A 25,594-nucleotide genomic window follows, 5' to 3' on the forward strand; every position below is an offset into this window, starting at 1 on the left:
GGGCGCTTCGCTTGCCCGGCCTACAGACGGTAACGGACGTAGGCCGGATAAGGCGCAGCCGCCATCCGGCAACGAAACAGGCAATCACTCTTCTTTCGGCAGGCACTGCAAATGACCGTGGCGTACGCCGCGCTGGGAAATGACGTCATCGGCAAAATGCTGTACATCGCCCATGTCGCCTTTCAGCACGGCGATTTCCAGGCAGTCGTCATGGTTGATATGCACATGTAATGTGGCGACCGATAAATCATGGTGGTGGTGCTGGGTGGAAACAATACGGCTCGCCAGGTCGCGCTTCTCATGCTCATAAACATACGAGAGTACCGCGAAGCCCTGGGTGCCGTGCTCCTGGGTGGTTTCTTGCGCCAGCGCCCCGCGCAGAATATCGCGAATCGCTTCGGAACGGTTGTTGTAGCCACGGCGCTGGCTCAGGCCGTCGAGCGTTTCAAGTAAATCGTCATCGAGGGTAATGGTGACTCGTTGCATCTGCAATTAACCTTTCATGTGGCGCGTTGACGCACAGAGAATGCGGGAATTAGCGTATTTTGTAACACACGTTCGGCCTCTGGGGAAAAGGTTAATGCTCCCGCAATAAACGCAGTAGCGTGCTCACCTGCTCATCCAGCGGCGCGAGAGTATCTTTAACGATCAGATGCAGCGGCGTGGCGCGGCGAGCGCCATGGCTTAACGGCAGCGGACGTAAAAGCCCCTGGGCCAGTTGCGTCTGAATACGCTCCTCAGGCAGCCAGCCGTAACCGACCTGATACATCACTGCATCAATCGCGGCATCAATGGTAGAGAAGGTCCAGGCATCGCGAACCGGTTGCTGCGGGTTGTCGCGATCGGCAATGCGAATCAGTGGCCACGCGCGTAATGCGTCTTCATCCAGCGGCGCATTCAGCGTGCAGAGTGGGTGATCGCGATGGGCAACGGCCACGAAGTCAATGTTCATCAGCCATTCACCACGCCCGGTCACATCCTGACGCCGGGTCAGGACCATTACGTCCGCATCGGCATGCGCTGCCAGCCTGTCGTCTGCATTTTCCAGTACCTCGGTCAGCCGCACCTGCGTTTGCGGCCACGCCTGCTGAAACTGTTTGAGGATTGCGAACAGGCGTCTGCGTGGGAAGATGCTATCTACCAGCAAATCCAGCCGTGTTCGCGTGCCGTTTTGCAGCGTTGCTGCCCGGGTCTCCACCCATAAAAAGGCCTTCAGTAACGGTTTGACCTGAGCTAGCAACAGCTCGCCCGCCGGGGTCAACACCGCCCTGCGGCCTTCCGGCGTCAGCAGCGTCACGCCGAGTCGCTCCTGCAATAGCGCCAGATTGTAGCTTACCGATGACTGGCTACGGTTGGTCTCTTCCGCGGCTTTCGCAAAGCTGCCCAGTTCCACCACTTTCTCCAACAGGGCCCATTGCTCAAGGGTTGTTTTGTGCATAACTCATCTAAAAATTGAATGAATATGATGTAAACATAGCGTTATTCATCCAATTTTTGAAGCGTTAAGATCCTCGCATCAAGTAAGAGGAGAACGAACATGAGCGCTTTTGATAAACATGATTTGAGCGGATTTGTCGGCAAACATCTGGTCTATACCTACGATAATGGCTGGAATTACGAGATCTACGTAAAAAATGAGACCACGCTGGATTACCGCATTCACAGCGGTATTGTGGGTAATCGTTGGGTGAAAGATCAGCGGGCGTATATTGTGCGGGTAGGGGAGAGTGTTTATAAAATTTCCTGGACCGAACCGACCGGGACCGACGTCAGCCTGATCGTAAACCTGGGTGACAAACTTTTTCACGGCACCATCTTTTTCCCGCGCTGGGTGATCAACAATCCGGAAAAAACGGTGTGCTTCCAGAATGATCATATTCCGCTGATGATGTCGTATCGCGATGCGGGTCCGGCGTATCCAACCGAGGTGATTGATGAGTTCGCGACCATCACCTTCGTGCGCGACTGCGGGGCAGATAATGACGACGTGATTGCCTGCGCGGCGAGTGAGTTGCCGAAAAACTTCCCGGAAAATTTACGCTAAGGCTTCCAGACGCTGCACGGCGTCGGCGGTCAGGGTAAATGGCGTGGGGGTGCACACCGCCAGGCTCAGGGTATCGATCTGGCACTGGCTGACGGAGAGTGAGGAGGTCAGCGCGGTGCTATCGACGCTGACGATTTGCCAGGCGCTGCCGCCACGCTGTTTTACTATGGCTTCTTTGCGCGTCCAGATGCGCCAGAACGCCGCCAGCTGTTGCTCCGGGCGTTCGGCTTCAACTTCAGCATGTTCCCCAAGACTGAATACCGTATTAGCCAGCGACTGCCAGTTATCGCGGGGGCGAATAACTTCAATATCGCAGCCGACTTCCCCTTCGTCGCTGAGCAGCAGGACGATGTCATCGCCGCTATGGCTGAGATTGAACCACAGCGGCGTGTCAGCGGGAAAAGCGGGTTTTCCTTGCTCGCCGTAGACAATGTCCGGCAATGGCGAAAGGGCATGGGAAAGCAGCACACGGCCTGCCAGCCAGCGTGCCCGGCGAGCACCTTGCGGCGCTTGCTCTTTCATCGCGGCAGGCAGTTCGCCAGCGCTTAAAACAGAAACTTTCCCAAGAACGAGCTGATACATATCAGGACTAACCTTTAGTAATAATGGGGTTGTGTATCATTCTTCACGTGCCATTTGCAAGTTTATCCCGGTAATCGACTTTTGGGCCTGCCAGGTCCGAGCAAAATTGCCAGTTTGCTGCCGCCTTTGGTGGTTTCCATCCAGATTTTACACACGCTGGTTAACGGCACGGAGAGTAACATGCCGACCGGGCCGAGCAGCCATCCCCATACCAACAGGGAGAGAAAGACGATCAGCGTCGATAATCCCAGGCGGTGCCCCATCATACGGGGTTCGAGAATATTACCAATCACCATATGCACGACCAGAAACAGCGCGCCAACCAGCACGCATTCGTAAATGCCGTTGAACAGCAGCGCCTGAATCATGGGCGGGACGGCGGAAATGACCGAGCCAATGTTGGGCACGTAGTTTAGCAGGAATGCCAGCACGCCCCACATCAGAGCAAACTGAATCCCCATCAGCGCCAGCCCGAGCCAGACAATGGCGCCGGTCCATAAGCTGAGCAACGTTTTCAGCGCCAGATAGTGTGAAACGCCCTTCAGCGCCCGATGCAGCCCCGCAATATGAATCTGCGGATTGTTTAACGCGAAGCGCAGCTTATAGGGAACGTGGCGCACTTCAAACAGCATAAAGACGACCGTCATTACCAGCAGGACGACGCTGGCCATGGCGCCGGAAAGACTCGTCATTAGCGTGGTCGTGAAGGTCATCAGTTTGTCGGAGTCCATACGCTGCAACATGCGCTCCGGGGACATATGCAGGTTCAGAAAGGGGACCATTTCTTGCAGATACAGAACTTTGCGCGTCAGTTCCTTATTGTATTTTGGCAGCATGGCCATGAACTCAGTGATCGACGATGCCAGCACGCCAACCAGCGCCGTAAGAACAATCAGCATTACCACGACCACTAACGTAATGGCTACCGGGCGACGCACCCCTCGGCGAATAAACCAGGTGACCAGCGGGTTCAATACGATGGCAAAAAAGAGCGCCAGCAACAGTTGCACAATGATATCCGCCGCGGCATGGATGCCCGCGAGGATCACCACCAAAGCGGCCAGTTTGAGCAGAATATGCATACCCGTTTTATCGGGCTGAGCGGTTGTCATGTTTTCTTCCTGTTTGCGTTTTTGCATTAAGTGTAGCGGTTGGCTTGCGTCTGTTATTCCTAAACTGGCTGCTGATTTATGGTCTGCAACATGGTAGAAATGAAACACTGTTGTGAAAATGTGGTGACCTTCCATGCCCGAACCCGTCGCTGAACCGACGCTAAGCGGTTTGCGCCTTAATCTGCGCATTGTTTCGGTGGTGATGTTTAACTTCGCCAGCTATCTGACCATCGGCCTGCCGCTCGCGGTATTGCCCGGCTATGTCCATGATGTGATGGGATTTAGCGCCTTCTGGGCGGGACTGGTCATCAGCCTGCAATATTTCGCCACGCTGCTGAGCCGCCCTCATGCCGGTCGCTATGCCGATCTGCTGGGGCCGAAAAAAATCGTGGTATTCGGACTGTGCGGCTGCTTTTTAAGTGGCCTGGGTTACCTGCTGGCAGCCTCAACCCAAGGTTGGCCGCTGGTAAGTTTGTTGCTGTTATGCATCGGGCGGGTGATTCTGGGCATCGGGCAAAGCTTTGCCGGCACCGGCTCTACGCTATGGGGCGTGGGAGTTGTTGGCTCAATGCACATCGGACGGGTGATTTCGTGGAACGGCATCGTGACCTATGGCGCGATGGCGATAGGTGCCCCGCTGGGCGTATTGTGTTACGCCTGGGGTGGCTTACAGGGACTGGCGCTGACCGTGATGGGCGTGGCGCTGCTGGCGATACTTTTGGCGCTCCCTCGACCGGCGGTGAAGGCCAGCAAAGGCAAGCCGTTACCGTTTCGCGCTGTGCTTGGGCGCGTTTGGTTGTACGGCATGGCGCTGGCGCTGGCCTCCGCCGGATTTGGCGTGATCGCCACCTTTATCACGCTGTTTTATGATGCTAAAGGCTGGGACGGCGCAGCTTTTGCGCTGACGCTTTTTAGCTGTACGTTTGTGGGCACTCGCTTGTTATTCCCAAATGGTATCAACCGGTTAGGTGGGCTCAATGTCGCGATGATCTGCTTTAGCGTCGAGATTGTTGGACTGCTGCTGGTCGGCATGGCCTCCATGCCGTGGATGGCGAAAATCGGCGTTCTGCTGGCAGGTGCCGGGTTCTCGTTGGTTTTCCCGGCGCTGGGCGTGGTGGCGGTAAAAGCCGTCCCGCAGCAAAATCAGGGCGCTGCGCTGGCGACCTATACGGTGTTTATGGATTTATCGCTGGGCGTTACCGGGCCGCTGGCCGGGCTGGTCATGACGTGGGCGGGCGTACCGGTTATCTACCTGGCGGCGGCCGGGCTGGTGGCGGTAGCGCTACTGCTGACCTGGCGGCTAAAAAAACGGCCTCAGGTGGCGTCACCGGAGGCCGAGTCTTCGTCTTAACCGTTACTGGATAACCAGCGTGTTAATGATGTTTTCTGCGGTCGTTTGCGCTTTTTGCTGATCGTCAGCCGGCAGCGTGATTTGCAGCGTCAGCAGTTGGTTGTCCACTTTACCCAGCACTACGGAAGAGTATGCGGTCTGGCCTTTGGCCGAGATGATGCTGTCTAACTGTTGCAGCGTGTGGCCTTTCAGCTCAATAGATTTATTGGTGACGACCTGCAACTGCGAGTCGCGGCTACGCTGCTGATCTTCCAGACGTTTTGCCAGTACGGCAAGATCTTCGTTGGTATTGTCGCCGACAATCACAATCACCGCTTTCTGGCCGGTTGCGTCAGAATACACGTGCATATTGTTTGCCTGGGTGCCCAGCTTGCCGCTCTGATCGGTCATATCCGCTGGCAGGGAAAAACTGAGTTTGCCGTCCAGCAGGCTGACCGGTTGTCCGGTGGCGCTACTCTCTGCGGCGGCACCCTCTGCCGGCGCTTTTGTATCGCTATTATCACAGGCCGCAAGCCCCATAACCAGCAGGCCAATACCGACATATTTAACCAGATTGCGCATTGACTTCTTCCTTTCGATAAACGGCCATAACGGCTCATTCGACCATCTTATCACAACTCGGAAAATGAACCTTTAACTCGTCTGCAATGCAGATATTTCAGATTTATCTGCCAACCTTTTCAGTAACATATTCAGCAGCACGCCGTACATCGGCAGGAAGAAAATAATGCTGATCAGTACTTTGAAGCAGTAGTCGACCAGCGCGATTTCCATCCAGTGCTCGGCCATAAAGGCATCCGGGCTGCGCCAGAAAGCGATAAAGAAAAAGGCCAACGTATCGCTGATGTTGCCAAACAGCGTGGAAGCCGTCGGCGCCAGCCACCAGCGACGGCTCTGACGCAGGCGGTTAAAGACATGCACATCCAGAATTTGTCCCAGCGCGTAAGCCATAAAGCTGGCGGCGGCGATACGGGCGACAAACAGGTTAAAGTGCAGCAGCGCGCCGAATCCCTGCCACGATCCCATATAGAACAGTGATGAAACAACATAGGAGATCAGCAGCGCGGGGATCATCACCGCAAAGATGATACGTCGTGCCAACGGCGCGCCAAAAATACGCACGGTCAGGTCGGTCGCGAGGAAAATAAACGGAAAGCTAAAAGCGCCCCATGTGGTATGGAAACCAAAAATGGAGATCGGTAGCTGTACCAGATAGTTGCTGGAGGTGATCACCAGCAGATGAAATAGCGATAGCCAAAACAACGCTTTTACGCGCTGAGATTGTGTAAACGGAGTCATATTGTGACCTTTTTGTTGGATGGGGTGAGGGAACCCAATAAAAAACCGTCGCATGATACTGCTTTAAGAGCACATTGCAATGGTTGTTTTTCACGCAATCGTTAACCTGATTGGCTTACGCCACAACAGAGCGTAAAATAACGCCGTTTTTGCATGAATGAGACTACGATGAGCGATCTGTTTACCTCTCCCGACCATACGCTTGATGCCCAGGGACTACGCTGCCCGGAACCTGTAATGATGGTGCGTAAAACCGTGCGCGGTATGCAGGCGGGTGAAACGCTGCTGATTGTCGCCGACGATCCGGCGACAACCCGCGACATTCCCGGTTTCTGTACCTTTATGGAGCATGAACTGGTAGCCAAAGAGACCGACTCGCTGCCGTACCGCTATTTAGTGCGCAAAGGTCATTAAGCGAAGCGCCATCCGGCCTACAAAGACGGTGTAACCTGTAGGCCGGATAGGGCAACGCCGCATCCGACACACTCATTATCCTTTACGCAACAACCGCAGCGCGTTCGCGGTCACCAGCACCGTCGCCCCCGTATCAGCCAGCACCGCCAGCCACAGTCCGGTTATACCGAGCAGCGTGGTGATGAGGAAAATCCCCTTCAAACCCAGCGCAATCGCAATGTTCTGGCGAATATTGGCGTGGGTGGAGCGCGCCAGCTGAATCATTTGCACCAGACCACGCAGACGGTTGTGGGTCAGGGCGGCATCGGCGGTTTCCAGCGCGACGTCGGTTCCGCTACCCATGGCAATGCCGATGGTCGCCGCTTTCATCGCCGGGGCGTCGTTGATGCCGTCGCCGACCATTGCCAGCGGCGACTGTTGGTTGAGAGAGGTAACGGCTCGCACCTTATCCTCCGGCAATAACCCCGCTTTGAATTCCAGACCCAGCTCCCCGGCAATGGCTGCTGCCGCGCGTGGGTTATCACCGGTCAGGATCACCCCTTTCACGCCGATCTGATTGAGCTCGCTGATGGCAGTGCGGGCGTCGTCGCGCAACGTATCCTGTAGGGCCAGTACGCCGAGAACGGTATCGTTACGCAGCACCAGCACCACCGTCTGGCCCGCGCTTTCCAGCTCGCTTATCTGTCCGGCAAAGGCATCGGCAGGCTGCTTACCGGCGGCGCAAATCAGCACGCGCTCGCCGTTGACCAGTGCTTCTATTCCGGAGCCAACCAGCGCCCGCTGTTCTTTCGCGACAGGAATAGTCAGCTCGCGCGTTTGCGCTTCCCGAACAATCGCCTGCGCCAGTGGGTGCGTCGCGCCTTGCTCTACCGCCGCTGCCAGCGCCAGCAGTTCAGCCTCATTTATACCGCTTGCCGGATGGATCGCCGTCACGCGCGGTTTACCGATGGTCAGGGTGCCGGTTTTATCAAACGCCACCTGCGTGACTCTGCCCAACTGTTCCAGCGCGGCGCCGCCTTTGATTAATGCGCCACGACGCGCCGCGGCGGCAAGACCAGAGGTAATCGCTGCGGGAGTTGAGATAACCAGCGCGCACGGGCAGCCAATCAGCAACAGCGTCAGTCCTTTATAAATCCACTCCTGCCAGGAGCCGGCAAACAGCAGCGGCGGGACGAGGGTAACCAGCAGCGCAACCGCCATAATAGCGGGGGTATAAATTCGGCTGAAACGGTCAATAAAGCGCTCAATGGGGGCGCGGCGTTCTTCCGCTTCTTCAATCAGCTTCAGAATGCGATCGATAGCGCTGGCGCCCGGCTCGGAGAGCACTTCCAGCGTAACCAGACGATCTACGCTGGTGGCCCCCGCCGGGACTTTCTCGCCGGTGGCGCGTTCAACCGGGATCGATTCGCCGGTCAGGGCGCTTTCATCAAAGCTGGCAAAACCGGAGACCAGCTTACCGTCGGCGGGTAAACGTCCACCGGCGGCAACTTCAATAACATCGCCAGGCCGGAGCGTATTGATTGCGACCTCTTCGCGTTCGCCATTACGCAGGCGCGTGGCGGTTTCTGGCTTGAGTGCCATCAATGCGCTAACACCTTTGCGGGCGCGGCTGGCGGCCCACCCTTCCAGGCGCTCGCCAATTAAAAACAGCAGTAGCACCATGGCGGCTTCCGCCGTCGCGCCGATAAACAGTGCGCCAATCGCGGCCACGCTCATCAACGTTTCAATGGCGAAGTAGCTGCCGGTTTTCATCAGACGCAGGGCCTGGCGGGCAATGGGATACAAGCCGACCAGCGTGGTGGCGATAAACGCTATCTGACCGAAAGGATGATTGAACTGCTCCAGCCCCCAGCTAATCGCCATCATGATTATCAGCGAAATCAGCGGCAGGTTCTCTTTCAGACGTGATTCGGGGGCGGCTTCCGGCGCTTGTTCATCGCGTAGGGTATAACCTGCCTTTTGTACCGCGCTTTCAACTTGCTGACGGATATCAGAACCCGCGTCGACGACCAGTTTTTCGGTGGCGAACAGCACCTGGACCTGGTTGACGCCGCTCACCTGGCGGACCGCATTTTCCACTTTTCGGGCGCAGGCGGCACAGTCCATTCCTGCCACTTTCCAGGAATAACGGGTGCCCATTACGCTTTCGGATACGGTGGTTGGGGTGGAGCAACTTCCTTCGCAGCAGCAGTCGTCCGCCTTTTTTGGGGCTGGCGCTGGCTTGAATGAAGAAAATTGTGGGGCTTTTTTGCCAGGGGCATCGGGCGTCGACATGGCATCCTCCGGTTAATAATCATTTCGTATTAACCGAAGGATACACTCTGGAGTCGACTCCAGAGTCAAGCGATATTAGAGATACAACGAACGAACAATCAGGAAATGTCCGGCGAAGTAGCAGGCGGCGGCAATGGCGTTATCGGCGCGGAAGCGGCGGCGATAATGGCTACCCAGCCAGACAAAATTGCCGATGAACAATAATGAGGCACCGAGGAATGCCGACAGCGCGGGGCCAGTGGGACGGAAGAACCACAGTTCGCCCGCCATCCAGACCATCATCAGCGTGATGCCGATAAAAGTACAGATGGCTAAACGCAGCTCTTCCAGCCGTGTCCAGATGATGGCGATCAGCAACGCCCCCAGCACCACCAATACCAATGGCAAAGGCCAGAAGAACGACAGCGTCATTTGGCTGGCGAAGTAGATGGTATACAGCAGGTGCGAGAGGAAAAACGCCCCCACGGCGTAGAGCAGACGTTGGCGCGGCAACAGCGTCAGCGCATCGCCCAGCAGTGAGGCAAGCAGCCCTGCCAGCACCAGATAGCTGATGGCGTTAAACATTGGCGCCTGCCAGGCCAGCAGCGCCAGCAGGAGTAAAGTGAGGGGTTTAAAGACCCAGCGTTGCCAGGCGGGCCCACGATAGGAAGCATCCACGAACAACCATGCGGAAAGGCAGACAGCGATAAACGACCAAAGCATCTTAGTTCCTTGAATTCGTTATTTTTTCGTAAGCGGGGTGCTTACGGCTCTATTGTTCAGTGTAGAGGTCGACACTGCCAGATGACAACACCATAACAGGCAATGTATGCTTATTTCCGCATTTTCTGATGGGTTAATACTATGAGCAAACCGCCGCTTTTTTTCATTGTTATCATTGTCTTAATTGTTGTCGCCGCGTCGTTTCGCTTTGTCCAGCAGCGGCGTGAAAAAGCGGATAACGATGCAGCACCGCTGGTGCAAAAGCAGGTGGTAGTGAGTAATAAGCGGGAAAAACCACTTAACGATCGGCGATCCCGTCAACAGGAAGTGAGCCCGGCAGGAACCAGCATGCGCTATGAAGCCAGCTTTAAGCCGCAAAGCGGCGGTCTGGAGCAGACGTTTCGCCTGGATGCCCGGCAGTACCATGCGCTAACGGTCGGAGACAAGGGCACGCTGAGTTATAAAGGTTCGCGTTTTATTGATTTTACGGCTGAACGCTAAGGTTTCATCTGACTGATGCCGGATGGCGGTTACGCCTTATCCGGCCTACAAATTTTGTCGCCCCGGCTCGCAACGCGCCGCCGGGCGAAAACATCCCAGTTACTTCTTCAACTGGTCCTTAATCTTCTTCTGCCAGACCAGCAGCTCAAAGACGCCGAACAGGAAAATGCGGATTTTCTCCCCGCTGGTCATCTGCGGGCCATCTTTTGGCATGGTGCTTTTTAGCAGCGCCAATTGCATGCCGTGCATCAGCACCATAAAGATCAGCGCGACGTTAACGAAGATGTTAAGCGGGCGTGGGAAGGGTTGGAAAATATTCAGTAATAAAAATGCCCAGACGCAGAGCATCAACAGACGTCCCAGATTAATTAGCATCGTGCTCTCCTTGTGCTTCACGTTGATACAGGCGGTAGGCGACCTGTCCTGCCACTTTTTCACGGTATAGCGACCAGTTTACCGGAACCGGCGGCAGGCCGTTTTCGACTTCGCTCTCAACGTAAATATACGCTTCATCTGCCAGCCAACCATGGGTTTCCAGAAGCGTTAAAGTTTCTTCCAGTAATCCTTTGCGAAACGGCGGATCAACGAACACCACGTTATGCGGCGTACCAGGTTGGGCCAGAAACGCCAGCGTATTGGTGTTGACGACGCGGGCATGATTTGCCTTCAGCGTAGCAAGATTCTTTTGCAACTGCTGCGATACCGCGCGATCCATCTCCAGAAGCGTCGCATTTGCCGCATAGCGAGAGAGAGCTTCCAGCCCCAACGCGCCGCTGCCGGCGAAGCAGTCCAGGCAATGTGCATCGACCATTACCGGGGCCAACCAGTTAAATAAGGTTTCGCGTACGCGGTCAGTGGTCGGGCGCAGGCCGGGGCTGTCCGGAACCGGGAGTTTACGGCCACGCCATTGCCCGCCAATAATGCGGATCTGGCCGCTACCAGAGTGATTCGGTTTTTTCATTTCTATTATTGCTCAATCCGCCTATAGCATGTCATTCCAGGCGGTGATGTGAGTTAAGTTAACCCTTCGCCTTTCAAGTTACCTCTTCGTTGGCTGCACTTACTCACCCGAATCACTTACTAAAAGTAAGCTCATCGGGATTCGTGCGCTTGCCGCCTTGACGTAACTCGAAATTCATTGGGTATAAGTGATAGACTATTTCATCATTTTTTTAGCTGCTATGTACATAGCGTTGACGCTGTGCCATGAAGCAACAGCGGGGGAGTGTAGTCGCAAATGGCGAAAGAGAAAAAACGTGGCTTTTTTTCCTGGCTGGGCTTTGGTCAAAAAGAGCAGGCACCGGAAAACGAGACAGAACTAAAAAACGAAGAACAACAACCGGTTGCTGAAGAAACTACCGTCGTTGACGAACAGCCGCGCGCCGAGGAAACCCGTAGCGAGGCACAAACACAAGCCTTTGCTGCTGAAGTTGTTGAAGTCACGGAACAAGTTGCTGAAATCGAAAAACTGCAGCCGGAAGCAGCGCCTGTTGCCGGGCAACCGCAGCCGGAGGCTGAGGCGGTTGCTGAATCCACTGTTGAACCTGAAGTGGAAACCCCTGCGGCGGCGGTTATCGAACGCGAAGAATTGCCGCTGCCGGAAGAGGTGAAAACCGCAGATGTTTCTGCCGAAGAGTGGCAGGCTGAAGCGGAAACTGTCGAAATCGTCGAGGCGGTTGAAGAAGAAGCCGAAAACGAACCGCAACTGACTGACGAAGAACTGGAAGCGCAGGCCCTGGCTGCCGAGGCGGCGGAAGAAGCCGTCATGGTGGTGCCGGTTGAAGAACCTGCCGTTGAAAAACCGGTAGAAGAAGAGGCGGTCCAGGAGCAGGAAAAACCAACTAAAGAAGGTTTCTTTGCGCGTCTGAAACGCAGTCTGCTGAAAACAAAAGAAAACCTCGGTTCCGGATTTATCAGTCTGTTCCGCGGTAAAAAGATCGACGATGATCTGTTTGAAGAGCTGGAAGAGCAGTTGCTGATTGCGGATGTGGGCGTAGAAACGACCCGTAAGATTATTGCGAATCTGACGGAAGGCGCTAGCCGCAAGCAGCTCAAAGATGCAGAAGCGCTGTATGGCCTGCTGAAAGATGAGATGGGCGAGATCCTGGCGAAGGTTGATGAGCCGCTGAACGTCGAGGGTAAAACGCCATTTGTTATCTTAATGGTTGGCGTAAACGGCGTGGGTAAAACGACTACCATTGGTAAGCTGGCGCGTCAGTTTGAGCAGCAGGGTAAAACGGTGATGCTGGCGGCGGGCGATACCTTCCGTGCGGCAGCGGTAGAGCAGTTGCAGGTCTGGGGTCAGCGTAACAATATCCCGGTGATTGCGCAGCATACCGGTGCGGATTCCGCCTCCGTTATCTTTGATGCCATCCAGGCCGCGAAGGCACGTAACGTAGACGTGCTGATCGCTGATACCGCAGGCCGTTTGCAGAACAAATCGCACCTGATGGAAGAACTGAAAAAAATCGTTCGCGTCATGAAGAAGCTCGACGAAGAGGCGCCGCATGAAGTTATGCTGACTATCGACGCCAGTACCGGGCAGAATGCGATAAGCCAGGCCAAACTGTTCCATGAAGCGGTGGGCTTAACCGGTATCACCCTGACCAAGCTGGACGGTACGGCGAAGGGTGGGGTCATCTTCTCGGTTGCCGATCAGTTTGGCATCCCTATCCGCTATATTGGTGTGGGCGAACGTATCGAGGATTTACGTCCGTTTAAAGCGGACGATTTTATAGAGGCACTTTTTGCCCGAGAGGATTAACAATGATTCGCTTTGAACATGTCAGCAAGGCCTATCTCGGTGGGAGACAAGCGCTGCAGGGAGTGACCTTCCATATGCAGCCTGGCGAGATGGCGTTTCTGACCGGCCACTCTGGTGCGGGTAAAAGTACCCTGCTGAAGCTGATCTGTGGAATTGAACGGCCCAGCGCCGGGAAAATCTACTTCAGCGGGCATGACATCAGCCGTTTGAAAAACCGTGAAGTGCCGTTTCTGCGTCGTCAGATCGGCATGATTTTTCAGGATCACCACCTGTTGATGGACAGAACCGTATTTGACAACGTGGCAATCCCGCTGATCATCGCGGGCGCCAGCGGGGACGATATTCGTCGTCGCGTGTCAGCGGCACTGGATAAGGTCGGGCTGTTGGACAAAGCGAAAAACTTCCCGATTCAGCTCTCTGGCGGTGAACAACAGCGCGTGGGTATCGCCCGCGCGGTGGTGAATAAACCTGCGGTACTGCTGGCGGATGAACCGACGGGGAACCTGGATGACGCGCTGTCGGAAGGGATCCTGCGCCTGTTCGAAGAGTTTAACCGCGTCGGGGTCACGGTATTAATGGCCACGCATGACATTGGACTGATCTCCCGTCGCTCCTACCGCCAGCTGGTCCTGAGTGATGGACACCTGCATGGAGGCCTGGCGCATGAATAGACGTGACGCTATCAATCAAATTAAACAGTTCGGTGGCCGACTGGATCGTTTTCGTAAATCAGGCGGCGCGCCGGGTGACGGTGGTCGCAATGCGCCAAAACGAGCGAAAGCCGCGCCAAAACCGAACTCACGTAAAACCAACGTTTTTAACGAGCAGGTGCGCTATGCGTTCCATGGCGCGTTGCAGGACTTGAAAAGTAAGCCGTTGGCGACGTTCCTCACGGTAATGGTGATCGCCATCTCCCTGACGCTGCCAAGCGTGTGCTACATGGTTTATAAAAACGTAAACCAGGCGGCAAGCCAGTATTATCCTTCGCCGCAAATCACCGTCTATCTGCAAAAAACGCTGGATGATGACGCGGCGGCGCGGGTGGTTGGTCAGTTGCAGGCCGAACAGGGCGTTGAGAAAGTAAATTATCTTTCCCGCGAAGATGCGCTGGGCGAATTCCGTAACTGGTCCGGTTTTGGCGGCGCGCTGGACATGCTGGAAGAGAACCCGCTTCCTGCCGTAGCGGTAGTTATCCCGAAACTGGACTTCCAGGGGACGGAGTCGCTGAACACCCTGCGCGACCGCATTGCACAAATCAACGGTATTGATGAAGTGCGGATGGATGACAGCTGGTTTGCTCGTCTGGCTGCTCTGACGGGACTCGTGGGGCGTGTATCCGCGATGATTGGCGTGCTGATGGTGGCGGCGGTCTTCCTCGTCATTGGTAACAGCGTGCGTCTGAGTATTTTTGCGCGTCGCGATACCATTAACGTGCAGAAGCTGATTGGCGCAACGGACGGATTTATCCTGCGCCCATTCCTTTACGGCGGCGCGCTGCTCGGTTTCTCCGGCGCATTTCTTTCACTGATTTTGTCAGAAATTTTGGTGATGCGTCTGTCGTCAGCGGTGACTGAAGTGGCGCAGGTCTTTGGAACTAAGTTTGATATCAATGGCTTATCATTCGACGAGTGCCTGTTGTTACTGCTGGTGTGCTCAATGATCGGCTGGGTGGCAGCCTGGCTTGCCACGGTTCAACATTTACGCCACTTTACCCCCGATTAAAAAATCTCTGGTATAATCTTTCCCTGCACTGAGTAGTTCGCTCTGCAGGGAAAGAGTCCCTGTTATCTCTTCCCGGCGTATTCATTGTGATGTCACATTTTGTGCGTAATCTATACACATTACGACATGGAACTTGTGGATAAAATCACTGTCTGATAAAAGATTGAATGATATTCTCGTTGCTCATAAGCTCTGGCATGGTTGTTGCTACTGGTTTTTGTTAATTAGTTTTTGCCAACGCGCCAGATGAAAAGATTGAGAGGATTTGAATGACCAAAGAAATGCAAAATTTAGCTTTAGCCCCTGTTGGTAACCTGGAGTCTTACATCCGGGCTGCGAACGCGTGGCCGATGTTGTCGGCTGACGAGGAGCGGGCGCTGGCTGAAAAGCTGCATTACCAGGGCGATCTGGAAGCAGCTAAAACGCTGATCCTGTCTCACCTGCGCTTTGTTGTTCATATTGCTCGTAACTACGCGGGCTATGGCCTGCCGCAGGCGGATCTGATTCAGGAAGGTAATATCGGCCTGATGAAAGCCGTGCGCCGCTTCAACCCGGAAGTGGGTGTGCGCCTGGTTTCTTTCGCCGTGCACTGGATCAAAGCTGAGATCCATGAATACGTTCTGCGTAACTGGCGTATCGTGAAAGTCGCGACCACTAAAGCACAGCGTAAGCTGTTCTTTAACCTGCGTAAGACCAAGCAGCGTCTGGGTTGGTTCAACCAGGACGAAGTTGAAATGGTGGCTCGTGAGCTGGGTGTTTCCAGCAAAGACGTGCGCGAAATGGAATCCCGTATGGCGGCGCAGGACATGACGTTTGATATGTCTTCAGACGACGAGTCCGACAGCCAGCCGATGGCGCCGGTTCTGTATCTGCAGGATAAATCCTCTAACTTTGCCGATGGCATTGAAGAAGATAACTGGGAAGATCAGGCCGCGAACAAACTGACTCACGCAATGGAAGGTCTGGACGAACGTAGCCAGGATATCATCCGCGCCCGTTGGCTGGACGAAGACAACAAGTCGACGTTGCAGGAACTGGCCGATCGCTACGGCGTTTCCGCTGAACGTGTTCGTCAGCTTGAAAAGAACGCCATGAAAAAACTGCGCGCGGCGATCGAAGCGTAATCTTCGCGCATTGCCAATGAACCCTCGAATGTGAATTCGGGGGTTTTGTTTTTTGTAGGCCGGATAAGGCGTTTACGCTGCCATCCGGCAACACCTTTGCCCGATGGCGCTTTGCTTATCGGGCCTACGACCTTTCCTTTCCTCCCCTCCACAGACACGAATTTGTTATCTGGATGTAAATTTAGCTATTCCAAAATAATAAAAATCGGGTATGTTTTAGCAGAGTATGCTGCTAAAGCACGGGTGGCTATCCAATAATCGAAATAAAGTGCTGAACAACAACATCACAACACACGTAATAACCACAATAATGGGGATTGTCAGGATGAATATGAAGGGTAAAGCGTTATTGGCAGGATGTATCGCCCTGTCTTTGAGCAATATGGCGTTTGCTAAGGATATTAAAGTGGCCGTTGTCGGCGCAATGTCCGGTCCGGTAGCGCAGTATGGCGATCAGGAGTTTACTGGCGCAGAGCAGGCGATTGCGGATATCAACGCCAAGGGCGGGGTGAAAGGTGACAAACTGGTCGTGGTGAAATATGACGATGCCTGTGACCCGAAACAAGCGGTAGCGGTCGCGAACAAAGTGGTCAACGACGGGATTAAATACGTTATCGGCCATCTGTGCTCATCTTCTACCCAGCCCGCGTCAGATATCTATGAAGATGAAGGCATTCTGATGATCACCCCGGCAGCGACGGCGCCGGAGCTGACCGCGCGTGGTTATAAGCTGGTGATGCGCACCACCGGCCTGGATTCCGATCAGGGGCCAACTGCCGCCAAATACATTCTGGAAAAAGTGAAGCCGCAACGCATCGCCATCATTCACGATAAGCAGCAGTACGGTGAAGGTCTGGCGCGTGCGGTGCAGGACGGCCTGAAGAAAGGCAACGCCAACGTGGTGTTCTTTGACGGAATTACCGCCGGTGAAAAAGACTTCTCGACGCTGGTGGCGCGCCTGAAGAAAGAGAATATCGATTTCGTTTACTACGGTGGTTATCACCCGGAAATGGGGCAGATCCTGCGTCAGTCTCGTGCCGCAGGTCTGAAAACCCAGTTTATGGGTCCGGAAGGGGTAGCGAACGTGTCGCTGTCTAACATTGCGGGTGAGTCTGCGGAAGGCTTACTGGTAACCAAGCCGAAGAACTACGACCAGGTGCCAGCGAACAAACCGATTGTGGATGCTATCAAGGCCAAGAAACAGGATCCGAGTGGTGCATTCGTGTGGACCACTTACGCCGCGCTGCAATCCTTGCAGGCCGGTCTGAACCAGTCTGACGATCCGGCTGAAATTGCCAAGTACCTGAAAGCAAACTCAGTAGAAACCGTAATGGGGCCGCTGTCCTGGGACGAGAAGGGCGATCTGAAAGGCTTCGAATTCGGCGTGTTTGACTGGCATGCTAATGGTACGGCGACCGACGCCAAGTAATTGAGTGCCGGGTGGCGGCTTCGCCTTACCCGGCCTACATACCTGGAAAATTGCGAGGTGGTTTTTTTATCTTTTTTCCCAGCCATCTGCCTGGGCTGTAAAGCCTAACGCCTGCATAAACGCGGCCATCACGCTGCGGTCTTCAACGCCTACATCTGCCATCCACCATGAACTCACACTTGGGTTTTCACGGATCACCTCTTCGATCAAATACTGCCCGACGCCGCGACGACGGGTGATTTCACGTACGCGCAACGAATCCAGGGCACCTTGTGTGCCGCTCAGGGTGACACGTACTGCGCCTAACAGACGCTCGTTAAAACGCGCGGCGTAGATCCGGTGCGTTTCATCTACGCTTAATGATGAGGCGGAATATTCCGGCCAGATTTTGCCCAGATCAATCAGATCCTGAGCGCTAAAGTTGTTTAAACGTACGATGGTCAGCTTCATTAGCAGCATGTCCAAATCACAAAAGATGAGATCAGTGTACCGAAATAATTCGCCCGGATGCTTTCTCTTTTTTATGCGATTAACCAGGTTAATAGTTTTGCGACAACGGTAATGACAGTTTGAAACATTAGAGATTGAAAAACAGGCAGGATAATACCCTGGAATGCAGCATTTTATTCCGCTCTTTGTACCGTTATTTTATGCTGACAAATGTGCTTTTTTTTGTTTATCTATAGTGAAAAGCAGAATATTATCTTTTCTTAATCGACTGAAATATAGAGATTTTAGTCTGATTTTGCTTAAAAAACTGCGCTAACCCATTAATGAGACTGGTAAAAATAGTGCAGTTCAAAAAAAGCACAGTCTGCTTTTTAACCACATAAATACAAAATATTAATTACGTCACGAATGGGGATTCAGTTAATGAAACGGAATGCGAAAACAATCATCGCAGGGGTGATAGCACTGGCAATGTCGCATGCTGTCATGGCAGAAGATATCAAGGTGGCTGTTGTCGGGGCGATGTCGGGTCCGGTCGCGCAGTGGGGTGATATGGAATTTAATGGCGCACGTCAGGCCATTAAAGATATCAATGCCAAAGGCGGGATCAAAGGCGACAAGCTGGTGGCCGTGGAATATGACGATGCTTGCGATCCAAAACAGGCCGTTGCCGTAGCAAACAAAATCGTCAATGACGGTATTCAGTATGTTATTGGCCACCTGTGCTCATCTTCGACTCAGCCAGCGTCAGACATCTATGAAGACGAAGGGATCCTGATGATTTCCCCGGGCGCCACTAACCCGGAACTGACCCAGCGCGGTTACGCACACATTATGCGTACTGCGGGTCTGGACTCCTCTCAGGGACCAACCGCCGCAAAATACATTCTGGAGAAGGTGAAGCCGCAGCGCATCGCCATCATCCATGATAAACAGCAATACGGCGAAGGCCTGGCGCGTTCGGTGCAGGACAGCCTGAAAGCGGGCAAAGCCAACATCGTCTTCTTTGATGGGATCACCGCCGGGGAAAAAGATTTCTCTGCGCTGATTGCCCGTCTGAAGAAAGAAAATATCGACTTCGTCTATTACGGCGGCTACTACCCGGAAATGGGGCAAATGCTGCGCCAGGCGCGATCCGTTGGCCTGAAAACGCAGTTTATGGGGCCAGAGGGTGTGGGTAATGCCTCTCTGTCTAACATCGCCGGTGATGCCGCAGAAGGCATGCTGGTGACGATGCCAAAACGTTATGACCAGGATCCGGCGAATAAAGCGATTGTCGATGCGCTTAAAGCTGACAAGAAAGATCCAAGTGGACCATACGTGTGGATCACTTATGCAGCCGTCCAGTCACTGGCGAGCGCAATGGATCGCAGCGGAAGCAAAGAGCCGCTGGATCTGGTGAAAGATCTGAAAGCACACGGGGCTGATACCGTGATTGGGCCGCTGAAATGGGACGAAAAAGGCGATTTGAAGGGATTTGAGTTTGGTGTCTTTCAGTGGCACGCAGATGGTTCATCAACCGTCGCGAAGTAATACCTGAAGACGAGTTATCCCACCGCCCGTGCAAAACGGGCGGGTTAAGAAAGGTTACCTTATGTCCGAGCAGTTCCTCTATTTCTTGCAGCAGATGTTTAACGGCGTCACGCTGGGAAGCACCTACGCGCTGATCGCCATCGGTTATACGATGGTGTACGGCATTATTGGCATGATCAACTTCGCCCATGGCGAGGTGTATATGATCGGCAGCTATGTCTCCTTTATGATCATCGCTGCGCTAATGATGATGGGGATTGATTCCAGTTGGCTACTGGTCGCGGCGGGTTTCGTCGGCGCGATTGTGATTGCCAGCGCCTACGGCTGGAGTATTGAACGGGTGGCGTATCGGCCCGTGCGCAGCTCCAAGCGCTTGATCGCGCTAATTTCCGCTATCGGGATGTCCATCTTCCTGCAAAACTACGTCAGCCTGACGGAAGGTTCGCGCGACGTGGCGCTGCCCAGCCTGTTTAACGGCCAGTGGACTGTCGGCAGTAGTGATAACTTCTCTGCATCTATCACCACTATGCAGTTGGTTATCTGGATTGTAACCTTCCTCGCGATGCTGGCGCTGACGCTGTTTATCCGTTATTCGCGTATGGGACGCGCCTGCCGCGCCTGTGCGGAAGATCTGAAAATGGCCAGCCTGCTCGGCATTAACACCGACCGCGTGATTGCGCTGACCTTTGTGATCGGTGCGGCAATGGCGGCGGTTGCGGGCGTGCTGCTCGGTCAGTTCTATGGCGTAATTAACCCTTACATCGGCTTTATGGCCGGGATGAAAGCCTTTACCGCGGCGGTACTGGGCGGCATTGGCAGCATTCCTGGCGCGATGATTGGCGGCCTGATTTTGGGCGTTGCCGAAGCGCTTTCCTCTGCTTATCTGAGTACGGAATACAAAGACGTGGTGTCGTTCGCGTTGCTGATTCTGGTACTGCTGGTGATGCCGACCGGTATCCTGGGTCGTCCGGAGGTAGAGAAAGTATGAAACCGATGCATTTTGCAATGGCGCTGCTCTCTGCCGCCATGTTCTTCATCCTGGCGGGCGTCTTCATGGGCGTCCAGTTAGAGCTGGACGGCACCAAACTGGTGGTGGACACCGCTGCGGATATCCGCTGGCAGTGGGTGTTTATCGGCACTGGCGTCGTGTTTCTTTTCCAACTGTTGCGTCCGGCGTTCCAGAAAGGTCTGAAGAGCGTCTCCGGGCCGAAGTTTATTCTGCCAGCGATTGACGGCTCCACTGTTAAACAGAAACTGTTTCTGGTGGCGCTGCTGGTGATTGCCGTGGCATGGCCGTTTATGGTCTCGCGCGGTACGGTCGATATCGCCACGCTGACGATGATTTATATCATCCTCGGCCTCGGCTTAAACGTGGTGGTGGGGCTTTCCGGCCTGCTGGTGCTGGGCTACGGCGGCTTCTATGCCATCGGCGCTTATACCTTTGCGCTGCTGAACCACTATTACGGCCTCGGTTTCTGGACCTGTCTGCCGCTGGCGGGGCTGGTTTCTGCCGCTGCGGGGTTCCTGCTCGGCTTCCCGGTCCTGCGTCTGCGCGGTGATTATCTGGCTATTGTGACCTTAGGCTTCGGCGAAATCGTCCGTATCCTGCTGCTCAACAACACCGAAATCACCGGCGGCCCGAACGGTATTAGCCAGATCCCGAAACCCACCTTTTTCGGTCTTGAGTTCAGCCGCAGCGCGCGTGAAGGCGGCTGGGATACCTTCAGCAACTTCTTTAACGTGAAGTATGACCCGTCCGATCGCGTGATTTTCCTCTATCTGGTGGCGCTGCTGCTGGTGGTGTTCTCGCTGTTTGTCATCAACCGTCTGCTGCGCATGCCGCTGGGACGTGCGTGGGAAGCGCTGCGTGAAGATGAAATCGCCTGCCGTTCGCTGGGCTTAAATCCTACACGCATCAAGCTGACCGCCTTTACCATCAGCGCCGCGTTCGCGGGTTTTGCCGGCACGCTGTTTGCCGCGCGGCAGGGTTTTGTCAGCCCGGAATCGTTCACCTTTGCCGAGTCGGCCTTTGTGTTGGCGATTGTGGTACTGGGTGGAATGGGCTCGCAGTTTGCGGTCATTCTCGCAGCTATCCTGCTGGTGGTGTCACGCGAACTGATGCGTGATTTCAATGAATACAGCATGTTAATGCTGGGTGGTTTGATGGTACTGATGATGATCTGGCGTCCGCAGGGCTTGTTACCGATGACCCGTCCGCAGTTGAAGCTGAAAAACGGGGAAGCAAAAGGAGAGCAGGCATGAGTCAGCCATTATTATCCGTTAACGGCCTGATGATGCGCTTCGGCGGTCTGCTGGCGGTGAACAACGTTGAGCTGGAACTGAGACCGCAGGAAATCGTCTCGTTAATCGGGCCGAACGGCGCGGGAAAAACCACGGTCTTTAACTGCCTGACCGGTTTTTATAAACCGACGGGTGGGACGATTAAGCTGCGCGACCAGCATCTGGAAGGGCTGCCGGGTCAGCAAATTGCGCGTATGGGCGTGGTGCGTACTTTCCAGCACGTACGCCTGTTTCGCGAAATGACGGTGATTGAAAACCTGCTGGTGGCGCAACATCAGCAATTGAAAACCGGTGTCTTTTCCGGTTTGTTAAAAACACCGTCGTTCCGTCGCGCGCAGAGTGAAGCCCTGGATCGCGCCGCCACCTGGCTTGCGCGTATTGGTTTGCTGGAGCATGCCAACCGCCAGGCCAGTAACCTCGCCTACGGTGACCAGCGTCGTCTGGAGATCGCCCGCTGCATGGTGACGCAACCGGAGATCCTGATGCTTGACGAGCCTGCCGCTGGCCTCAACCCGAAAGAGACCAAAGAGCTGGACGAGCTGATTGCCGAGCTGCGCAACCATCACAACACCACCATTCTGTTGATTGAGCACGATATGAAACTGGTGATGGGCATTTCCGACCGTATTTACGTGGTGAACCAGGGCACGCCGCTGGCGAACGGGACGCCGGAACAGATTCGTAATAACCCGGACGTGATCCGCGCCTACTTAGGTGAAGCATAATGGGGGCGAGGCATAATATGGATAAGGCGATGTTATCGTTCGATAAAGTCAGCGCCCACTACGGCAAAATTCAGGCGCTGCACGAGGTGAGCCTGTATATCAATCAGGGTGAAATCGTAACGCTTATCGGTGCCAACGGCGCGGGGAAAACCACCCTGCTCGGTACGTTATGCGGCGACCCACGCGCGACCAGCGGACGCATTGTCTTTGATGGTAAAGACATTACCGACTGGCAAACGGCTAAAATCATGCGTGAAGCGGTGGCGATCGTCCCAGAAGGGCGTCGTGTGTTTTCGCGCATGACGGTGGAAGAGAACCTGGCGATGGGCGGTTTCTTTGCCGAGAAGGACCAGTTTCAGGAACGTATCAAATGGGTGTATGACCTGTTTCCGCGCCTGCATGAGCGTCGCATTCAGCGTGCGGGTACCATGTCCGGCGGTGAACAGCAGATGCTGGCGATAGGCCGTGCGCTGATGAGCCAGCCCCGGCTATTGTTGCTTGATGAGCCGTCGCTGGGTCTGGCGCCGATTATCATCCAGCAGATCTTTAATACCATCGAGCAGTTGCGCGAGCAGGGGATGACCATCTTCCTCGTCGAGCAGAACGCCAACCAGGCGCTGAAACTCGCCGACCGCGGCTACGTGCTGGAAAACGGTCATGTGGTACTGGAAGACACCGGCGATGCGCTACTGGCGAATGAAGCGGTGCGTAGCGCTTATCTGGGCGGTTAAGATTTCTCTTAAGAGCTAAGGGGCCTGATGGCCCCTTTTTATCGCGTTATGTTATTATTGAGAATGGTTATCAATAATAACATGAACATGGAGAAGGGATGATACGTTCAGGTACCTGCATGATGATTGGAACTCTGTTATTGGCGTTTGCATCTGGTGTTCAGGCACTGGAACCGCAAACGTTCGACCCGCGCGATCCATCTATCTGGGAAGAGAAACCGGCCAACCCGTTGGCACAATCCAGCTCGCCCTGCGAAGTATTCACCAGCTCGGTATGCCCTGGCTGGGAAGATGAAAAATCAGATATCCAACGTGAACGTGAGCGGGGGGAACAGCAGCGTTTACAGAATGAATTTGAGCGACGCTGGCGTCGGGATTAACGTTACCGGAGTAAATGGGCAGCGTGTCAGGTAACGTCGCTAGCTAAATCTGCAGGTATTGCGAGCCTTGTCCCAGCAAGTATAGGTTATTTGCTGCATAATCAACGGCTTGATGTATATCTTGAGTCAATGGTAATTGAATGAATGATTTACCGCGTCAAACTGACGTGCTGCCCATGCCCGCAATAGACGGTGTTACGGTCTCTTTTAATGGACTGCACTATCTGCGCCCCGAGCTACTTCTGGATTTCGTGAGTATCAGTAGCGCGCCGTTGCTTGCCGTTACGCCTGTTGCATTGCTGTACTCTTCTGTTGGTGTGCTGCAGCAGGTCGACTTACGCAAGCTGCCGGTTGAAGTCGTTGGCCGTGTGGTTTATCCCATCACTTCGCTGAAGCTTCCTGCGTTACGAGGAAAGCTCATCATTAACGCCCAGTCGCGACGGCTCAAGTTTCTGGAAAGTCTGGCGGCGATATCGCCGGAAGATAATATCCACGGTATGCAGGTCCTGGGACTGGCGCTGGAGTTTACGTTCGCACAGCCTGAGTGATCTCATCTGTACGGCAAATCTTTTTATGGGCCGGGTAAGGCACCTCCCCGGCTTTGTTGTGCTCCACCCCGCATTTTCCTGTCACTCCGCTTTCACCGCCTTGCCATCTGTTTGTCGCCTTACTATCTTTTTTTTGTAATAAAAAAGTTATTTTTCTGTCATTCGAGCATGTCATGTTACCCCCGCGAGCATAAAACGCGTGATATCGCGCATCCGGCACAACAAGAGAGATAACCGATGATATCGTTACGACATACAGCTTTAGGACTGGCACTTAGCCTGGCATTTGCAGGTCAGGCGCTGGCAGTCACCACCATCCCGTTCTGGCACTCAATGGAAGGCGAACTGGGTAAAGAAGTTGATTCACTGGCGCAACGTTTTAATGCCGCCAATCCCGACTACAAAATTGTTCCACAGTATAAAGGCAACTATGAGCAAAGCCTGAGCGCAGGTATTGCCGCCTTCCGTACCGGAAACGCGCCTGCGCTGCTGCAGGTTTATGAAGTGGGGACGGCAACGATGATGGCCTCGAAAGCCATTAAACCGGTCTATGAAGTATTCAAAGAGGCCGGTATTAACTTTGATGAATCTCAGTTCGTGCCGACGGTTTCCGGTTATTACACTGACTCGAAAAGCGGACATTTACTCTCCCAGCCGTTTAACAGCTCCACGCCGGTGCTGTATTACAACAAAGATGCCTTCAAAAAAGCCGGTTTAGATCCTGAGCAGCCGCCAAAAACCTGGCAGGATCTGGCGGAATACACCGCGAAGCTGAAAGCCGCAGGTATGAAGTGTGGCTATGCCAGCGGTTGGCAGGGCTGGATCCAGATTGAAAACTTCAGCGCCTGGAACGGTCTGCCGGTCGCCACCAAAAACAACGGTTTTGACGGTACTGATGCGGTGCTGGAGTTCAATAAACCGGAGCAGGTGAAACACATTGCACTACTGGAAGAGCTGAATAAAAAGGGCGACTTCAGCTACTTTGGACGTAAAGATGAATCCACCGAGAAGTTCTACAACGGGGATTGCGCCATTACTACCGCTTCTTCAGGTTCTCTGGCCGACATCCGCCACTACGCCAAATTCAACTATGGCGTCGGCATGATGCCGTACGATGCCGATGTGAAGGGCGCACCGCAGAACGCGATTATCGGTGGAGCCAGTCTGTGGGTGATGCAGGGTAAAGACAAAGCCACCTACGAAGGTGTGGCGCAATTCCTTAACTTCCTCGCGAAACCAGAGATTGCTGCCGAATGGCACCAGAAAACTGGCTATCTGCCGATCACCACCGCCGCGTACGATCTGACTCGCGAGCAGGGCTTCTATGATAAGAACCCCGGGGCCGATATCGCCACCCGTCAGATGCTGAACAAACCGCCGTTGCCGTTCACTAAAGGGCTGCGTCTGGGCAACATGCCGCAGATCCGTACCATCGTGGATGAAGAGCTGGAAAGCGTGTGGACCGGAAAGAAAACCCCACAGCAGGCGTTGGATGCCGCGGTTGAGCGTGGCAATCAGTTACTGCGCCGCTTTGAGCAATCGACCAAATCGTAATGTGAAATGCCGGGTGGCGGCTGCGCCTTACCCGGCCTACAAATGCGCGTAGGT

The 25,594-nt window shown here is 54.3% G+C and carries 28 protein-coding genes; 17 read left to right on the forward strand and 11 right to left on the reverse strand.

All coding sequences use genetic code 11. The features are described 5' to 3' along the window. Positions 1-84: 84 nt before the first annotated feature. On the reverse strand, positions 85-486 hold the full coding sequence (nikR, locus tag M4I31_RS01295) for a nickel-responsive transcriptional regulator NikR (RefSeq protein ID WP_006687486.1): 402 nt from the start codon (positions 484-486) through the stop codon (positions 85-87). A gap of 91 nt (positions 487-577) precedes the next feature. Further along, a complete protein-coding gene (locus tag M4I31_RS01305; protein WP_038635037.1) occupies positions 578-1,438 on the reverse strand; it encodes a LysR family transcriptional regulator in 861 nt (286 codons plus the stop codon). A gap of 99 nt (positions 1,439-1,537) precedes the next feature. Between M4I31_RS01305 and M4I31_RS01310 the strand changes: the two genes are divergently transcribed. Continuing rightward, positions 1,538-2,044 carry a phenolic acid decarboxylase gene (locus M4I31_RS01310; protein ID WP_085049037.1) on the forward strand — a complete coding sequence of 169 codons (507 nt, stop codon included), beginning with the start codon at positions 1,538-1,540 and terminating at the stop codon, positions 2,042-2,044. Here the strand turns inward: M4I31_RS01310 and acpT are convergent. Together acpT and M4I31_RS01320 are read right to left on the reverse strand one after the other, a co-directional pair. Beyond that, positions 2,036-2,626 (reverse strand): 4'-phosphopantetheinyl transferase AcpT, encoded by a 591-nt coding sequence (acpT, locus tag M4I31_RS01315; RefSeq protein ID WP_038635032.1) that lies wholly within the window; start codon positions 2,624-2,626, stop codon positions 2,036-2,038. The two genes, M4I31_RS01310 and acpT, sit on opposite strands and share 9 nt — an antisense overlap. Positions 2,627-2,688: 62 nt before the next feature. Continuing rightward, complete coding sequence (locus M4I31_RS01320) at positions 2,689-3,738, reverse strand: AI-2E family transporter (protein ID WP_032940622.1); 1,050 nt, start codon at positions 3,736-3,738, stop codon at positions 2,689-2,691. Between the two features lie 133 nt (positions 3,739-3,871). Here M4I31_RS01320 and M4I31_RS01325 point away from each other — a divergent pair, with 133 nt between their 5' ends. Next, a complete protein-coding gene (locus M4I31_RS01325) occupies positions 3,872-5,089 on the forward strand; it encodes an MFS transporter (RefSeq protein WP_085049036.1) in 1,218 nt (405 codons plus the stop codon). Between the two features lie 3 nt (positions 5,090-5,092). On the opposite strand, the gene M4I31_RS01330 is transcribed toward M4I31_RS01325, so the two are convergent. Both M4I31_RS01330 and M4I31_RS01335 read right to left on the reverse strand, forming a co-directional pair. Further along, positions 5,093-5,650 carry a DcrB family lipoprotein gene (locus tag M4I31_RS01330; RefSeq protein WP_085049035.1) on the reverse strand — a complete coding sequence of 186 codons (558 nt, stop codon included), beginning with the start codon at positions 5,648-5,650 and terminating at the stop codon, positions 5,093-5,095. Positions 5,651-5,722: 72 nt separating this feature from the next. After that, positions 5,723-6,388 carry a 7-cyano-7-deazaguanine/7-aminomethyl-7-deazaguanine transporter gene (locus tag M4I31_RS01335; protein ID WP_038635023.1) on the reverse strand — a complete coding sequence of 222 codons (666 nt, stop codon included), beginning with the start codon at positions 6,386-6,388 and terminating at the stop codon, positions 5,723-5,725. 168 nt (positions 6,389-6,556) lie between these two features. Between M4I31_RS01335 and tusA the strand changes: the two genes are divergently transcribed. Continuing rightward, positions 6,557-6,802: a sulfurtransferase TusA gene (tusA, locus tag M4I31_RS01340; RefSeq protein ID WP_038635021.1), complete on the forward strand. Its 246-nt coding sequence runs from the start codon at positions 6,557-6,559 to the stop codon at positions 6,800-6,802. Positions 6,803-6,877: 75 nt separating this feature from the next. On the opposite strand, the gene zntA is transcribed toward tusA, so the two are convergent. Further along, entirely contained in the window at positions 6,878-9,076 is a 2,199-nt protein-coding gene (gene zntA / locus M4I31_RS01345) for a Zn(II)/Cd(II)/Pb(II) translocating P-type ATPase ZntA (protein ID WP_085049034.1), read from the reverse strand. 75 nt (positions 9,077-9,151) lie between these two features. Beyond that, positions 9,152-9,778 (reverse strand): lysoplasmalogenase, encoded by a 627-nt coding sequence (locus M4I31_RS01350; protein WP_038635015.1) that lies wholly within the window; start codon positions 9,776-9,778, stop codon positions 9,152-9,154. Positions 9,779-9,919: 141 nt separating this feature from the next. On the opposite strand from M4I31_RS01350, the gene M4I31_RS01355 reads away from it, so the two are divergent. Continuing rightward, positions 9,920-10,279, forward strand: coding sequence for a DUF2500 domain-containing protein (locus M4I31_RS01355; RefSeq protein ID WP_038635012.1), 360 nt, complete (start codon positions 9,920-9,922; stop codon positions 10,277-10,279). Between the two features lie 99 nt (positions 10,280-10,378). Here M4I31_RS01355 and M4I31_RS01360 read toward each other — a convergent pair whose 3' ends face one another. Together M4I31_RS01360 and rsmD are read right to left on the reverse strand one after the other, a co-directional pair. Next, positions 10,379-10,654, reverse strand: a complete 276-nt coding sequence (locus tag M4I31_RS01360; protein WP_042311836.1) for a DUF1145 family protein — start codon at positions 10,652-10,654, stop codon at positions 10,379-10,381. Then, positions 10,644-11,240, reverse strand: a complete 597-nt coding sequence (rsmD, locus tag M4I31_RS01365; protein ID WP_038635007.1) for a 16S rRNA (guanine(966)-N(2))-methyltransferase — start codon at positions 11,238-11,240, stop codon at positions 10,644-10,646. Before rsmD ends, M4I31_RS01360 begins: the two co-directional genes overlap by 11 nt. A 276-nt stretch (positions 11,241-11,516) precedes the next feature. Between rsmD and ftsY the strand changes: the two genes are divergently transcribed. The 5 genes from ftsY to livJ all read left to right on the forward strand — a co-directional run bounded on the left by ftsY (position 11,517) and on the right by livJ (position 17,318). After that, entirely contained in the window at positions 11,517-13,043 is a 1,527-nt protein-coding gene (gene ftsY / locus M4I31_RS01370) for a signal recognition particle-docking protein FtsY (protein WP_085049033.1), read from the forward strand. 2 nt (positions 13,044-13,045) lie between these two features. Then, positions 13,046-13,714 carry a cell division ATP-binding protein FtsE gene (ftsE, locus tag M4I31_RS01375; RefSeq protein ID WP_006687468.1) on the forward strand — a complete coding sequence of 223 codons (669 nt, stop codon included), beginning with the start codon at positions 13,046-13,048 and terminating at the stop codon, positions 13,712-13,714. After that, on the forward strand, positions 13,707-14,765 hold the full coding sequence (ftsX, locus tag M4I31_RS01380) for a permease-like cell division protein FtsX (RefSeq protein ID WP_038635001.1): 1,059 nt from the start codon (positions 13,707-13,709) through the stop codon (positions 14,763-14,765). Before ftsE ends, ftsX begins: the two co-directional genes overlap by 8 nt. Before the next feature lie 269 nt (positions 14,766-15,034). Then, on the forward strand, positions 15,035-15,889 hold the full coding sequence (gene rpoH, locus M4I31_RS01385; RefSeq protein WP_038634997.1) for an RNA polymerase sigma factor RpoH: 855 nt from the start codon (positions 15,035-15,037) through the stop codon (positions 15,887-15,889). Between the two features lie 325 nt (positions 15,890-16,214). Further along, a complete protein-coding gene (livJ, locus tag M4I31_RS01390) occupies positions 16,215-17,318 on the forward strand; it encodes a branched chain amino acid ABC transporter substrate-binding protein LivJ (RefSeq protein ID WP_139815584.1) in 1,104 nt (367 codons plus the stop codon). A gap of 66 nt (positions 17,319-17,384) precedes the next feature. Here livJ and panM read toward each other — a convergent pair whose 3' ends face one another. Continuing rightward, on the reverse strand, positions 17,385-17,768 hold the full coding sequence (gene panM / locus M4I31_RS01395) for an aspartate 1-decarboxylase autocleavage activator PanM (RefSeq protein ID WP_038634992.1): 384 nt from the start codon (positions 17,766-17,768) through the stop codon (positions 17,385-17,387). Positions 17,769-18,191: 423 nt separating this feature from the next. On the opposite strand from panM, the gene livK reads away from it, so the two are divergent. The 8 genes from livK (at position 18,192) to ugpB (ending at position 25,540) form a co-directional block, all read left to right on the forward strand. Then, the gene (gene livK / locus M4I31_RS01400) at positions 18,192-19,301 is read left to right on the forward strand and encodes a high-affinity branched-chain amino acid ABC transporter substrate-binding protein LivK (protein WP_085049032.1); all 1,110 of its coding nucleotides are present in this window, start codon (positions 18,192-18,194) and stop codon (positions 19,299-19,301) included. A gap of 61 nt (positions 19,302-19,362) precedes the next feature. After that, the gene (livH, locus tag M4I31_RS01405; RefSeq protein ID WP_003827575.1) at positions 19,363-20,289 is read left to right on the forward strand and encodes a high-affinity branched-chain amino acid ABC transporter permease LivH; all 927 of its coding nucleotides are present in this window, start codon (positions 19,363-19,365) and stop codon (positions 20,287-20,289) included. After that, a complete protein-coding gene (gene livM / locus M4I31_RS01410) occupies positions 20,286-21,563 on the forward strand; it encodes a branched chain amino acid ABC transporter permease LivM (protein ID WP_038634986.1) in 1,278 nt (425 codons plus the stop codon). The genes livH and livM overlap by 4 nt, the downstream gene beginning before the upstream one ends. Beyond that, positions 21,560-22,327, forward strand: coding sequence for a high-affinity branched-chain amino acid ABC transporter ATP-binding protein LivG (gene livG, locus M4I31_RS01415; RefSeq protein WP_003827578.1), 768 nt, complete (start codon positions 21,560-21,562; stop codon positions 22,325-22,327). Before livM ends, livG begins: the two co-directional genes overlap by 4 nt. 17 nt (positions 22,328-22,344) lie before the next feature. Further along, positions 22,345-23,058: a high-affinity branched-chain amino acid ABC transporter ATP-binding protein LivF gene (livF, locus tag M4I31_RS01420; RefSeq protein ID WP_087856271.1), complete on the forward strand. Its 714-nt coding sequence runs from the start codon at positions 22,345-22,347 to the stop codon at positions 23,056-23,058. Positions 23,059-23,156: 98 nt separating this feature from the next. After that, positions 23,157-23,438, forward strand: a complete 282-nt coding sequence (locus tag M4I31_RS01425; RefSeq protein ID WP_085049031.1) for a hypothetical protein — start codon at positions 23,157-23,159, stop codon at positions 23,436-23,438. Between the two features lie 140 nt (positions 23,439-23,578). Further along, positions 23,579-23,986, forward strand: coding sequence for a dTDP-glucose pyrophosphorylase (locus M4I31_RS01430; RefSeq protein WP_085049030.1), 408 nt, complete (start codon positions 23,579-23,581; stop codon positions 23,984-23,986). Positions 23,987-24,223: 237 nt separating this feature from the next. After that, positions 24,224-25,540 (forward strand): sn-glycerol-3-phosphate ABC transporter substrate-binding protein UgpB, encoded by a 1,317-nt coding sequence (ugpB, locus tag M4I31_RS01435; RefSeq protein WP_016154831.1) that lies wholly within the window; start codon positions 24,224-24,226, stop codon positions 25,538-25,540. Positions 25,541-25,594: the final 54 nt, after the last annotated feature.

The sequence above is a fragment of the Citrobacter sp. XT1-2-2 genome (genome assembly GCF_023516235.1).
GTDB classification, from domain to species: domain Bacteria; phylum Pseudomonadota; class Gammaproteobacteria; order Enterobacterales; family Enterobacteriaceae; genus Citrobacter; species Citrobacter werkmanii.